Consider the following 13,943-nt stretch of genomic DNA (forward strand, 5'->3'; position numbering starts at 1 on the left):
GGTCAGGCCTCCGCACGCGCACGATGGAAGACCTCGAGATGCGCAGCTTCCGGCGCCACGCCGAACGCACGTTCGAACGCAAGCTTGAACACATCCTCCGGGTCCCGGTCCGCTAGCCTGATCAAGGGATCGGCGATCACCGCCTTATTAAGCTCGTCGGGCATCGCGGTGACGCGAACATCGACGATGCGGACGGGAAAGCTCTCGGCAATTCGGTCGATCTCCTCCCGAAACCCAGGTGAAAGCCCTTCGCGAGCGATGCGGATCTGGACAAATGGTCGCTCGTCCATCGCCAGATCTGGCTGGAGATCCAGGGCACTGAGATAATCGCCAAGCTCGTTCAGGTGCATATCGCCGGCCTCTGGGAGTCGAAGGAAGGGAACTGGTCTGCTGATGGGGATATCTTCAGACACAGCCTGCGCCCCGTCGAGCTTCACAAGGGTTACGCCATGATGATACGGCTGCTCCGTGGCCGACAACGGAATGAGTGAACCCGAATAGCGGACCGAATCTCGTCCAACGGCCTGAGCTTTGTGCAGATGGCCGAGCGCCACGTAGCTCGCTTCCACTGGGAACACATCATGCGGCACGGCGTGCTGACCGCCCACCAATATCCGCCGCTCGGCGCCCTCCGACTCGATGCCGCCGGCGACGTGAAGATGGCCTGTAGCGATAAACGGCAAACCGTCCATCTGCGGGCGTAACGTATCGAGCAGTTCGCTATAAAGGGAGCGCACGCCGGCCACGATCGGCGAACCCGCCTCGCCATCCAACCGCGTCAAGTTGGGAAGGCAGGCGGCCGTGGGGTAGGAGACCGCGAGGACATGAGCCGCAACCGCGCCGGTCTCATCCGTGATCGGCACGCAATGACGCGACGCCTCGATCCGACCATTGGGCCGCCGAACATTTCCAACCACACGGATGTTAAACGCCTCCAGCAAAGGCCGAGGCGCCTCCAGCCGACCAGCGGCGTCGTGGTTGCCGGCGACGATCACAGTTGTCATTCGCGGCCTAGCGCGACTAAGTCTCACGAGGGTGTCGTAAAAAAGCCGCTGCGCCTCTCCGGAAGGATTCTGATTTTCAAATACGTCGCCGGCAATAATGAGCGCGTCTACATCATGCTCGACGACGATCGCTTCAAGGCCCTCGAAAACTCTGCGGTGCTCATGCTCGCGGGAAAATCCCCGGAGCATCTGGCCGAGATGCCAATCAGCCGTGTGCAAGATACGGATCATATATTTTCTCTTACTTTGAAAACGCTTTGCGGTTCAACACGAAGTCGTTCGGCATGGATCAATCATCGCTCACACGCTCGGCCGGACGATAGCGGCTCAACGTCACCTTGAAAGTCGGCCTGCGTGTGGAAGCCGCGCGCTGCAGAACGCTCCCATCTCTATACCGTTCCCTTCGCGACCGGCGCCGACGGCGCGACGGCAAGGAACTCGAACTGCGCCTCACATCCGGCATGCGCACAGACCGGCTTCTTGAGAGTGAATGGCCTTTGAAACCTGGTGCGCTCACATTTCGGGCAGGCGAATTGCTTACGGAACGCTTTGAATTCATCCCACCTTGCACGCTCATCGCCGATCGAGCCATCGCCGTAGGGGCCATCCTGAAAATGGCTTCCAAAATTCTCGATCTCACCCTTCTGTAGACTGGTCAGGAAGCGGTTGTTGATGCCGGCGATGGGTTTGGGATCCAACTTCGCATCCCTGAGAAAACTCGCGAGTGCCGAAGCGAGTTCGCTCCGTTCATAGGAATAGGCTCTCTCCAGAGGTCGAATCCGGACGCTCACGCCGAAGTCACGGCAAATTCCGAGCAACCATTCTTCCTCGGCCTGCCGCATCTCATTTGCTGCGAATTGACCTTCGGCCCAGCGCGTCTCGATCATCTCGTCGCTCACCTTGTGATCTGCAAAGCGCGGCCCATACGCTGGATCGAGACCGATGATGCGCGTGAAATGCCAGTCCTTTGCCTCAAGCTGATCCTTCAAATAATTGAAGAAGCGCTCATCATGCGTGGTGACAAGGATCTGGCAATCGCTGAACATTGCAGCGACAAGGCTACCGATCGTGCGGCGATGATCCGCGTCATACGAAGTGACGATGTCGTCGAGTGCGATGATCGGGGCGGAGGGGTTGAACTGCTTGATTGCCGCCAGCCGTAGCGCCAGCGCCACCGAATGAATCTGGGAATCGCTGAGATACCCACCCGGCTGAACTCCAGGCCGGTTCTTCGCGAAGTCGATTACCAAATTGAGCCGTTGCTGGTTGGTATCGTCTTCAGCCGGCAACTCCAGACGGATGGGGGCTGCTCCTGCGCCCTGGATTACCTTGTAGATATTGTTCATCGGCGTCTGCAGCTTATCGAGCAGCGCCTGGACCTTCTTGCGGATCTCGCCTGAGATCGTCGTCGCTTGCGCCGTCAAGGCCTCTGAGAGGCTTCTCAACTCCTCCTGAGTCCGAATTGCTAGCAACCGCTCGGCCTGCAACTCCAGCAAGCGGTCAATCTTCACCTTGGCCTTGGCGTAGGTTTGATCACCCTGCTTGGCCTCGATGTCAGCTATCTTCGTTCCCAGTTTGCCTAGCAGTGCGGATATCGCCGCAACGACAGCGGCGGAAGCAGGCGGATCCCCGGACGACCAGACTTCAACGGCGGCTCGATAGCTTGCAAGCTTGGCCTTCAGCTCTCCCTCCGCATCCCCGAGAAGACCGGCAATCCCCGGCAACGCCGCCACCAACAGGGTATGAGCTTTGTTCGCCGCTAGGTTGGCGCTATTCAGTGCCGACTTAGCGGCGGCATAATCGGCTAACTCTTCGAGGTGCTTGGCCACATGCGCGCGGATGCCATCTGCGCTTCCGGCCTTGGTCTCGGTGATTGGAGTCATGCAGATCGGACATGCCTCCGGGCTCGGGCCGCCTTCGGTGAAAAACGGCTCTGCAGCCTTCCACAAAGTCTGAAAGGCAGAGCTTGCAGCTTTTCCGCGTTCGTCCACCTCGGCCTTTACCGCCTTCGACAGATCAGCCGCACCGGTCTCAAACATCGGTACAGCGCCAGCGACAACGGTTTTGCCGCTCTCCTCATCGAGAACCTCGTTCCAGAGAGTCGCCGCAGCCTGCCTGATTTGGCGCAGACCGGCGAGTCCGACCTGGTGCTCTTCTGCCTTCGCGCGGTTGGTCAGTTCAACGTAGGCAGGATCGGAAACATCTAACGCCTTCAGCACGAGTACCTTGTCGAGAGGCGCAAGGAGGACGGTGTTGGCGTGAACCAGAACCTCCGGCCCGTCCCACGCAGTGACGGCGTTGGCGGTCTCCTTGGCGAGCTGCCCATCTACACGTTGTTGCGCGGTCCGATCATCGGCCGCGGCCTTAATCTGCGATCGCAGCGCGCGGATGTTCTTCTGAACCTCGACCAGCGGCCCAAGCTGCAACCAGGTCGCAACGTCAGTGTAGCGCTGCTCGGGGGTGTGGGCCTCCACGAATGTCCTCAGCACGTGTCCCCGGATGATTGGACTGACCGCGAGGCATCCACTCACCGTCACGACGATGGCCGGCATTGGTCGCTTCGCACCAGCAGCCGACCGGCTTCCGCTCGTAACAGTGCCGCCGGTGGCGAAGCCAATGGTAACGCTCGGCGCGAGCTTGGCCTCTTCAGCGAGATTGTGCGCCAGAGCGACAAAACCCGCATTGTTGTTGATCGTCCGAAGGCCCAGCCGATCGAGCGTCCCGTCCTTCGAGAACATGAACTCCAGTGCGTCTATTACACTGGATTTGCCATTGCCGTTCGGCGCGAAAATCGCGAGGCACCGTTTCTTGCTGAAATCGAACGTCTTCGGTTGTAGGAAAGCCCGAAATCCAGTGAGGCCAAGGGTCTGAATGAAATAGAGCGCGTCAGCCATTTGTTTCCTTCGCCGTCGGAGGATTTGCTCGGTTGCCCGCGAGCTTGACTATCGCCGTTTTCGCCTTAGCCACGGCATCTGGCGTTGGGGATGCCTGTAGGAGATGTGCTCCAAGAATGTCGGCGAGGCCAACATCCACGCCTTCTTTTTCGAACAGGTGTTTGGCCAGTCCGGCTAAGAACTCCGCGGTTGACTGACCTGGCTCTTTCTTCTCTTGCATGCGCGCTCTCCCGGAGCAAAATTATAGCTTCACCACTTTTGGATGCATACCGAAATCGGGGTACGTACGCGGAATTTAGCGCTGTCCTCGCCATCCATTGGACACCACAAGACAACTGTAGACCCGAGAGGCCAATCGTTATTTGAGAAGCGATGGCTCGCACACGCGAAGCAGCTGAGATCAAATTTCACCCGTGGATGCGGTCAGATCCACCGTCGCGAACCTTATGCTGTGACCCTGAATGACAACCGTCTCGTCTAAGGTTCCCCAGATGGACGGATGCAAGAGCAAACCCTGAGCGTGATCTGCCAGGGGATCTCCGCGGCCAACCTGTGAGCGAAGATAGGCATACCCGGACCCGCCTTCCATCATTCAGGTTTTCGGTGATCGTGCCGATCGCTTTGATGGCCATCACGGAAACGGCTTTATCCTGATTATCAAAGGGCAAACCGTGTTTGCGCGTATACGACGACTTGATCGCGATGCGGTCCCCGGGGCGCATAGATCGCACCAATTCGAGGTACCTGTCTTCGTAACCGTTTTCCCAGATCCCCTCCGCCAAGAAGCGTGGCATCTGATCTTCTGTACCGCCGTAAGTTGCCCCCACGAACCAAGTCGCCTTTGATCCGCCTTGAGTTGGTGCGTTGTTCATTTTGCTCCTTCAGCAGCACTGGTCGATTTAGCAATGTATCCGTTAGAACGCTCGTTTTTGGTACATCCCACGCCGGAGCCTTTGGCCTCGAACCTGTATGTGTAGTTACGAAGTACCAAGCGCGTTCTCGGTCAGCCATTCCTCGACAAGCATAAAATGCTTCAACTTTGACCACCTGCGTCGCCCCGACACGTTAGAAAATGCTCGTCGGGCTTGCTTGGATCAAAGGCGATAAATTCGATCCTATGCCAATAACTGCGCCCACAATCGGCATGTGAATGAAGCTATACAACACGGGGCTTCCCGTCGCCTGGGCGATCATTTGACTGTACAGGGCGAGTTGAGGCGAAAATTCCTTCGCCTTTTCGACCCAGGTGTCTGGCGCACCCGGGAATGACTTGTGATCGATGATCACGAAACCCTCAGCCGTCTCAAGCAACAGGTCAATTCGGCCGCTAGCGCGTTGATCGCCGATACGGCTGAACACAGGCAGCTCATGATGCCGCCGGGCTTCGGGCCAGCGATCCGTGATAAAGCGGTCGAGTCTTTTGCTGGCTTCGATTAGTGACGCGGGTAATAAGGCCCCGCCGACGCCCCAGCGATCGAGTGCTTCTTTCGCCATGGCCTCGCGCTCTGCTAATGGTCGGTTGATGCGGTCGGCCGCGAGGAAGCCGTGAACCGCCTCTCCAAGGAGGCGCATGTCATGGTTACCGCTGATGGGCAAGCGCCGTCCGATTTCGATCGGTGTATCGGCGATAGGGGCGCGATGGTCGTTATTGTCTTGCGAGGCAGCACTCGGCGACAGCCGCGCTGGAGGAAATTTAGGCGGCTCTCCCGAAAGAGGGAGTGGAGCGAACCAGGCGACAGCAGGAGCCTCATCCTGAACAGCGGCTGCTGGGGTAAGACCTGCAGACCGCACCACCATGGTGAAGGTTTCGCCGTCGACATTCACCTGGGTTTCGCCATCTGTTGCCGGCAGCGTCAGGACGGGCGTGCCGTCTGCTCGCGTCAGGATGTCTATCCAAGACGATGACGCAGATGGTCGGGTAGCGAATACCAAATAATCTCGCGCCCGGGTCATCCCCACATAGAGGAGTCTAACAAGCTCGGCGAGCTCAGCTTCGGTTCGAGCCTGAGCCTGTGGACTGGCAGACGCCGTGGCGTCGAGATGTACGTCCTTCTCCTGGTCACCATACGGCCACGGCCAAAATCGAATCCAACGTCCTGCTAATGGGTTCCAGGGATCCAATCCGCCGGCAGGCGATTCCGAGTAAACTCCGAAGGGCGAGCGCTTCGCTCCATCTTGGAGGTCAAGCAAGATCACGACTGGCCATTCCAGGCCTTTGGCGCGATGATAGGTGAGCACGCGCACGGCATCGTCACCTTCAAAGGCTGGACGCTCACCGCCGTTCTCCAAGCCCTTCGAGAGATACGCGACCAACCCGGCAGCCGTGGCGGCGCCACGCGTGGCTCGACAGGCATCCTCGTACAAAAGCGCAACTTTACGGAGCGCATCTAAATTCGCTAGCCGCTCGCCCGGGCGGTCCCACCGGTGGACGAGCTGGTCGATGCGGGCCGCAGCGATTGCTGTTTCTAGCGCCTCCGCAGGTGTCAGATGGGCGAGGTTGTCGCGTTTTTCGTCGAGAGCGACGATCGCCTCGCATTGGGACTTCACCACACCGGCGCCCTTCGTCAACCAGACGGCCAGCCAGTTGCCATTGCCTTCGTTGAAATGGGCAAGCTCGGCAACAGCCAACGAGTCCGCGGGGTCAACCAAGTAGCGCAACGCTGCAACTGCCAGAACTGCCTCCACTGTATCGAGGAGACCGTTTCTCGGCATCGCAGCGGGGATGCCTAAGGCGCCAAGCACATCGGCAACGGCCTTGCAGCGTTCATTCTGACGACAAAGGATGGCTATATCGCTCGGCTTCAGTGGTCGGCTTGTTCCGTCCGCGCGGTTGATTACCGGGGTTGCAGCTGGCGATGCCAGCATTGACTGAATACGCCCGCCCAGGGCTTGCAGCGCGGACGGCCAGTTCTTCCCATCTAACTTCCAATGGTGCAAGGCCGCCCCGAAGCCAGGCGGCTCGGGCCGATGGAAGTTCGGGATTACGACTTTGTCGGCGGGGACACCCTTTGGCGGAAATGCCGCGCCGAAGACAGCATTTGCAAATCGGACCAGACTGGGACGCGAGCGCCGTGACGTATCGAGGGATTCCTCGGCGCCCCCTGTCGCCGGCCTAATTTTCTCGATCACCGCATTTACGAGCGCAGGATCGGTCTGCCGAAAGCCAAAGATGGCTTGCTTCTGATCGCCGCCCCAAGCGAGCGCTTGACGGCTTTTGCCATCTCTAGGAATACCGCCAGCTGTATAGGGCTGGTGTCCTGAAATTCATCGACCATCAAAAGGTCGAATCGCTCCCGCATCCGAGCGCGCACCTCGGGCTGTCGAAGGAGCTCAAGGGCGAGCGCCTCCTGGTCCGTAAAGTCGAGGAGCCCGCGAGCCCGCTTGAACTCCGAGAAATGATCAAGCGCATCTGCCGCGCAGGAAAAAACGAGATCGATGAATTCGCGAAGGTCGGCGTGCAGACGTGGATGCGTCGGATGATGCGCGGCAATCGCCCTAACCGTCTGAAGGAAGGGTTCGGATGCCTTCGCAGCTTTGAGCTTTGAAATCCGCGCCCATGCGTCCCACGCCAAGGGACGTCCATTCGACATCTGAGACGCGATCCGGCGTAGCGTTGTCAAAGCGTCTTTTGTTGTCTTGGTCACGTCGCCGCCCGCGTCGATCTGCGAGATGCAACTCCGAATGGCCTCGACCAAGGCGCGGTCAAGATCGGCCGCGGTTTCATTGGCGGCGACCGGGGCAAGAAGTGGTTCGATGCCCTGCCAAGATTTAAGGGCAAAGTCGGCAAATTGCGTTGGTACCAAGCCGCTTCCACGCGCCAGATTGACGATGTCCAATACGGTCTTTCGCCAGTCGTCTTGCCGCAGGCGTTCCGCGATCGGGTCTATCTTTGGCGAGAATTGTTGGATCGCTTCCTCGGTTGCCAAACCGAAAAGAGAATTGGCCATCTCCGGTGGGATTACCTCGGCGACCGGCGAAAGGCCCCCGTCGATTGCGAAGTCACTTACCAAGCGGCCGCAGACGCTGTTCACGGTGCCGACTAGTCCGGCTAGCGCGCTTTGAGCCGCTTCGGCGTAGCCCTCTTGAATAAGGCGAGCGCGGACTCGTTCCACCAACTCGGCGGCTGCCTTGATGGTGAAAGTCGTCGCAATGATGCGCGCCGGAGACGCGCCGTTCTGGGCGACGTTCACATATTCCGTACTTAGTCGCCATGTCTTTCCAGTACCAGCTCCAGCACTGACAACGGAGATCGGCCCCATATCGGTCATCGCCGACCTCCTTCGATCGACGCGCCACAAAGTGAGCCGTAGTCGCAAAATCTGCAGCCGGGTTCGACCTGGGGCATGGGATCAACGTCTGTATCATCAGTTCCAGCCTCAACGCCCCTTACCAGAACATCACCGCGCTCCAACTGCTCCATACGATGGTCGTATGCCGCACGTAACGCCGCCCATGTCTGCTTAAGATCTGAGCCGGGCACATGGTGGGCGGCGGGGAAGGGATAGGGGCTGGTGAAGAGGAGGCTCTGTTGTCGCAGCATAAAGTACCCGGCTCCCAACGGAGTGCGCCCGGCCTGTTCCTCAAGCCAGGTGTATCCAGCCAGCTGAAGGGCGCGCCCTTCCTGAACCTCTTCACGACGATATTTGTCTCGCGTTGCCCATTTGAGATCGAGGACGACCGATCTTCCCTTCGGATCCTCCAGGACGAGATCCAGATAACCTTCGAAGTCTTGACCTGGGGCAAATGCGACAACCACTTCTTCTTCGCATCCCCTAACGGTCAAGCCAGCATCGGAAATCATCTGAACAAGCAGACGAATCGAATCGGATACGCGCGCCTTGGCTCTCTCATATTCGACGGCATAGCCGAGTCGCAGCAAAGGCGCAGCCGTTTGGACCACAAGGCTATCAAACATTTTTGCAGACGCGCTCGCGGCTTCTTGCGGAAGCCAAGTCTTTCGTTGGGCGAAAAGATTCTCGACGACGGCGTGGGCAAGTATGCCGACCAGATTCGCATCATCGGGCAAGACGTTGAGGGCGCCAGGACGAACACGTGCGCCATAGTTCAACGCCCAGGCTAGCGGGCATTCGATCATCGTTTTGATGCTGGTGATTGACTCGATAGGTCGGCGGGCAATCGTCGAAGCGGGGACGATCCATCGGCGTCGCGCGGTCGGTAATGCGAGCGGGCTAATTCCTTGACGCTTGATCTCGCGATCGCCGAGCCGAGCTGTTTCGCCGATCGCGATGGCCTGAGCCGGAATTCGCGCTTTAGTGACGGCCTGCAGCAACTCGAGCTGCGCAAATATTTCGTGCCACAATGGATGCGGCGTCGCTGTTTCTCCTCGAAGACGGCGAGGCATTATGAGGATCGCCCGAGACCGTGCTCCTAGGAGCGCTTGGCGCCAACTGGCGGCCTCGCGCAGGACGGCGTCTTCGATCGGTTCGACATGGGCATCGACCGCGGCCAGTGCTGCGATTTCGGCGCTCGACCAAGGCTGACGAGGCGGCGAGCTGACGTCACCCGAGAATCCCCACCAAACCACGGTGTCGGCTGTCCCCCAAACCTGACCGGGGGCATCAACAACCGACCAAGGAGCAGCCTCCTCGGTTGCTGCCGGCGCCGACGCGCCTTCGGCGGTTACCGCATCGATGATGCGGCCAAGTTGGATTGCAGGGATGTGAGACACGCCTAGGGCTGCGATCGATTCGCTGAGCGCCGAGGAATGTGCTGCAGCCGTCAGGAAAAGGTAGTCTCTATCGCGTTGTGCACCCCCCCCCCCCCGGACCATTGAGCGATGCGATGGCATACGTCTTGGACCCGTTGAACGGGGATGCCGTCGGATCGACGAAATCGCTGCGGTTCGAGCCAGAACTTCCATTCGTCCTGTGCCTTCCGAATTTCGCTCTCGATGGCAGCATCATCCAGCCCGTCGGCACGCCGCCAGCCGGTCAGGTCGCGGATGCAGTCTTGCCACGCTTCTATCCATCGCTCTCCACCGATGCCCGGTTCGTCCATCAGGGCACGAACAAATCGCCGAGACACAAATGGGGGAAGGGGAGATCGTGGCAGGCTTAGGAATTCCAGAATCCTCGCAGGCTCGAGTGGGTCCCACAAAATCTCTAACGCTAGCGGCAACACCTGAAGTGCGCTGCGTTGAGGCGATGTTTCGGTCCAGCCCGGACGGGGAAGGCCCAATCTGCGACAGGCGGCATCAAGAGCTGGGCATCCGTTTCCGCGGACTATGACTGTTTCCCGATTGTCTCCTGAGGAGAGCCAGGCAGCTACGGCATCGGCCGCTTGCCACTCATCGTCGGCGTCAAGAATGACGAGGCTTCCATCTCCAACGAATTTTTCCGCTTTGTCGCCGCGTAGCGCGCATTGGATGGCTACGAGATCGGAGTCGCCCGTGTTCACCGAGGGCTCCAACGCGCGGATAGTGATTCCGCTGGCGCGGAGACGGGCTAACAAGCGTCGCCACATCAATGGGAGCCGTTCTTCGGACGAAACGACATCGATTGTTTCGACCGGGAGGTCGTGCCCGTTGGTTAGGACCTCTAAGATGGCGTGAATTCTCTCTCCTGGACAACTTCCTAGAGGTTGGCTCCCTGCCATCTCGAGCGACGCCATCGTTTCGAGGCGCGGTCCTGCGCTTTCGATCTGCTGGCCTTGCCAGCCGGACGCATAGAGCTCGTCACGCCAGGCCAGTATATGTTTCGCTGTTGCCCAGGCATCCCGCACGAAGGAGCCGGAATAGAAGCGTGATCCATCATCGTGCGAACGCAGACGCCCCTGATATCTGGCAATGCGAACTGCTGCCGGCGTATTGGGGCCAACCAAGCCGAGGGCGGATTCGAGCAGGTTAAGAAAGCCGCTTGGGCCAACCACAGGCTGGCCAATTGCGGCTGACGACCCATTTGCTGTTTGCGGATGACATGGGCCGTCGAGCTTCCATCCAAAAACGACGTGCATCTCCGCCCCATCCCATGGAGTGCAAACTTTAAAACGAAAGAATTCTAGTCATTTACTGCGGATTAAAGGAACTTGGCTCGGATTAGAAATATTGGCGGCCGGAGGCAGCAGGTCTCATCGACTCAGTGCCTATAATGCATATGTAAATATTATGTGTGGAAGAATTATTCAGGCGTCCGGCCCCCTTCGTTACCAGTTGGTCGATGGACGGCGACGCCAAGGCCCGGCACGAGGCGGCGAACCGGGCGTCCATTGCGACGGATCAGGCGGTCGCGCACGCGGCCGGTTCAGCAACCTAGCGCGCGCTTTCGATTTTCTGTGTTAGCCGCGCGAACTCCCGCTCAGGGTCTAGCTAGTCCGGCAGGACGACGAGGTCATCGCGGCACATGCCGCCAACGAGCTTGTGATCGGTGGCCGTTATCAGACACGGTTCTCCTCAGCGTTCATGGTACCCCGCGCCGATTCACATAAACGCGGCGCGTCAGTGACCAAGGCGGGGACACACTTCAAAACCTAGCTTGCGAGGCTTCGATGTTCACTATATGTTCCATATAACATCCTCCTCGAATTTGTTCTACCGAACGAGCGCGACGTGCCTGATCAGATCGTCATTACGGAGAAAACCAGCCAGGCAAAAGACGTCCGCGCAGCGGTTGGTTCTCGCTACGGAGATGTCCTCCCGGCCGAGGGCCATTTGTTCGACCTCCTCGAACCGGAGGACGTTGTGCCGGTCTGGAAGTGCTGGTCACCGATACTTTTGCGGCCCGAAGGTCTTTACGACACTCGCCCGGCAACGGGCGGAAACAAAGCCGCCAAGCTCAAAGCGATTCGCGAGGCTCTGCGTTCCGCCAAGCGAGTTTGGCTCGCCACCGATTGCGATCGCGAAGGTCAGCTAATTGGTCAGGAAATTCTCGAGCACTACAAATACCGCGGCGAAGTCATGCGGGTACTGTTCACCGCGCAGGACCCGCAAACCATCCGTGACGCATTCGGCCGGGCAAAGCCAAATGCCGAATACGCCCGCCTTTACGCCGCCGCCGTCGCGCGCCGGCAGGCCGATCAGATCTACAATTTATCACTCACTCGCACTGCGACCGTGATCCTGGGTCGAGGTACGCGGAGAGTGATCGGCGTCGGCCGAGTGAAGACGCCGACCTTGGCCATTGTGTGCAAGCGCGAGTTGGAAATCCGCGATTTTGTGCCCCTCACCTATTTTGAAGTTGTCGTCACCGCGAAGGTAGCGGAAGGCCAATTCCAGATGCGGCACGCGCCGCAGGACCGGATCGTTAGACACGAAATTGCTGAGGACGCCGTCAAAGCAGCCGAAGGCTTCGAGGGCACGCTCGCCGTGCGCGTCGAAGATAAGCGTCAAGGACCGCCTAAACTGCATGATTTGCCGTCGCTGCAGAAACTCTGCGGCTCACGCTTCGGCTGGTCGGCGAGCAAGACACTTGAGGTGGCGCAGGAGCTCTATGACGGTCAGGGCAAGAAGATCATCACTTACCCGCGCGCCGAGGTGCGCTACCTGCCGCAGAGCTTGATATCGGACGTACCGCGGATCGTGGCCGGCCTGCAGGCGGGCCAATCGTTCAGCGCGATTCCGGTGCCCGTGCCGCCGGTTATCCGTAGAGGCGCGAGCGGCACGTTTTACGACAAGGGGTTGGAAGGCGCGAGTCACCACGCCGTTATTCCCAACGTCAATACGATCGACCAATTACGGGACGTCTGGCCTCGTCTGTCGGCTGACGAGAAGAAGCTATTCGACATCATCGCTCGGGCCTATCTCGCCGCCCTGATGCCTGACTTTCGCTACCGGCAGACAACCGCAACGCTCGACGTGCGCGGCTTCGAATTCCGTGCCGCCGGCCGCCAGCCTATCGATCTCGGCTGGCGAGCAGCATTTCCGGAGTGGCAACCCGCCGACGAAAAGGGCGACGACGCGCAATTGCTGCCGCCGCTGCGCAACGGCGAGACCGCAATGCTGCAGGACCCCAAAATTGAGGCCAAGGAGACCCGACCGCCGCCGCGTTACAACGAAGGCACGCTGATCGAGGCGATGCAGAATGCCTGGCGTTTTGTCGACGATGAGGTTCTTCGGGATCGCCTGAAGGAAGCTAAGGGCATTGGCACGCCGGCGACCCGAGCCGAGATCATCGGCGGGCTGAAGAAGCAGGGTTTTCTGATTGCCCAGGGAAAGCACATCGTGCCGACCGAGGCCGGCCTATCGCTGTTCGGCATTCTCAAACAGGCAGATCCGGCGCTGGTTGATCCGGGCGTGACGGCGCAACTTGAATGCCTGCTCGACGATGTCGTAGTCGGCAAGCAGGAGATGGTCGGCGCAATCGATGCCGTGTGTGATGTTGCCGAACGCATCATCGGCAAACTCAAGGAGGGCGCAGCCGCCGGAGGGCCTCCCCTGCTTGGCGCCTCAGTCGGCAACGGCGCTGCAGCATATCCACCCACGCCTGCGATGAAACGCTTTGCCGACAGCCTCGCCCGGCAAAGCGGCATCAAACCGCCGCCCGGCTACAAGACGTCGATATCAATCTGCGGCGCGTTTCTCAAGCAGCACGCGCCCAAGAAAACCGATGGTGAAGCAACTGGGAAGCTCGAACCCAAATCAGTTAGTCCAGCGCAGTTGTTGTACGCCAAGAAGATCGCGCTCGGGAAAGGCGTCGTCATTCCCGACGAGGCCAAGGGCAACTCGGCTGCAATGGCCGCGTGGATTGACTCGAACAAAGGCACGAGGCGCCGCAAGAGCGGTCGCAAGACCGCCTTCCGGCCGCCGGGATCGATTGCACCTCAATCGACGGCACCGAGGAAGATTGCCCGAAAACGAAAGGCTGCTGCTGCCGCCGATGCATCAATGCCCGCCCAACCAAATCCGGCGGCAGGGACGCCGCTGCGGATTCCTTATGGAAACAAAGAGATCGCTATGAAGCTGGGCGCCCGCTATGGCTCAGGTGGATGGTATGCTCCGCCGGGTGTTGACCTTGCCGCGTTCGGCGAGCGCGGATGGTTATGACGAACAGCCGCCGTTATTGCTTTTTCTGTGTCATTCCAGGAAAACATC

Annotated in this window: 8 protein-coding genes; 1 reads left to right on the top strand and 7 read right to left on the bottom strand. The window is 59.3% G+C overall.

Going from position 1 to position 13,943, the window contains the following annotated elements; translation table 11 throughout:
* Positions 1-2: 2 nt before the first annotated feature.
* The 7 genes from HAP48_RS49355 to HAP48_RS49395 all read right to left on the bottom strand — a co-directional run bounded on the left by HAP48_RS49355 (position 3) and on the right by HAP48_RS49395 (position 10,870).
* A complete protein-coding gene (locus HAP48_RS49355; RefSeq protein WP_166218102.1) occupies positions 3-1,235 on the bottom strand; it encodes an exonuclease SbcCD subunit D in 1,233 nt (410 codons plus the stop codon).
* A 158-nt stretch (positions 1,236-1,393) separates the two neighbouring features.
* On the bottom strand, positions 1,394-3,898 hold the full coding sequence (locus HAP48_RS49360) for an AAA family ATPase (protein ID WP_166218105.1): 2,505 nt from the start codon (positions 3,896-3,898) through the stop codon (positions 1,394-1,396).
* Positions 3,891-4,118, bottom strand: coding sequence for a hypothetical protein (locus HAP48_RS49365; protein ID WP_166107223.1), 228 nt, complete (start codon positions 4,116-4,118; stop codon positions 3,891-3,893). The genes HAP48_RS49360 and HAP48_RS49365 overlap by 8 nt, the downstream gene beginning before the upstream one ends.
* An 845-nt stretch (positions 4,119-4,963) precedes the next feature.
* Positions 4,964-7,027 (bottom strand): 3'-5' exonuclease, encoded by a 2,064-nt coding sequence (locus HAP48_RS49380; protein WP_166218108.1) that lies wholly within the window; start codon positions 7,025-7,027, stop codon positions 4,964-4,966.
* Between the two features lie 5 nt (positions 7,028-7,032).
* Positions 7,033-8,166 carry a UvrD-helicase domain-containing protein gene (locus HAP48_RS49385; protein WP_166218111.1) on the bottom strand — a complete coding sequence of 378 codons (1,134 nt, stop codon included), beginning with the start codon at positions 8,164-8,166 and terminating at the stop codon, positions 7,033-7,035.
* Positions 8,163-9,587: a PD-(D/E)XK nuclease family protein gene (locus tag HAP48_RS49390; protein WP_166218114.1), complete on the bottom strand. Its 1,425-nt coding sequence runs from the start codon at positions 9,585-9,587 to the stop codon at positions 8,163-8,165. The genes HAP48_RS49385 and HAP48_RS49390 overlap by 4 nt, the downstream gene beginning before the upstream one ends.
* A 50-nt stretch (positions 9,588-9,637) precedes the next feature.
* Positions 9,638-10,870 (bottom strand): hypothetical protein, encoded by a 1,233-nt coding sequence (locus HAP48_RS49395; protein ID WP_166218118.1) that lies wholly within the window; start codon positions 10,868-10,870, stop codon positions 9,638-9,640.
* A gap of 592 nt (positions 10,871-11,462) precedes the next feature.
* Here HAP48_RS49395 and HAP48_RS49400 point away from each other — a divergent pair.
* Positions 11,463-13,895 carry a type IA DNA topoisomerase gene (locus HAP48_RS49400; protein ID WP_166107309.1) on the top strand — a complete coding sequence of 811 codons (2,433 nt, stop codon included), beginning with the start codon at positions 11,463-11,465 and terminating at the stop codon, positions 13,893-13,895.
* Positions 13,896-13,943: the final 48 nt, after the last annotated feature.

The sequence above is a fragment of the Bradyrhizobium septentrionale genome, from assembly GCF_011516645.4.
In the GTDB taxonomy this organism is placed as follows: Bacteria; Pseudomonadota; Alphaproteobacteria; order Rhizobiales; family Xanthobacteraceae; genus Bradyrhizobium; species Bradyrhizobium septentrionale.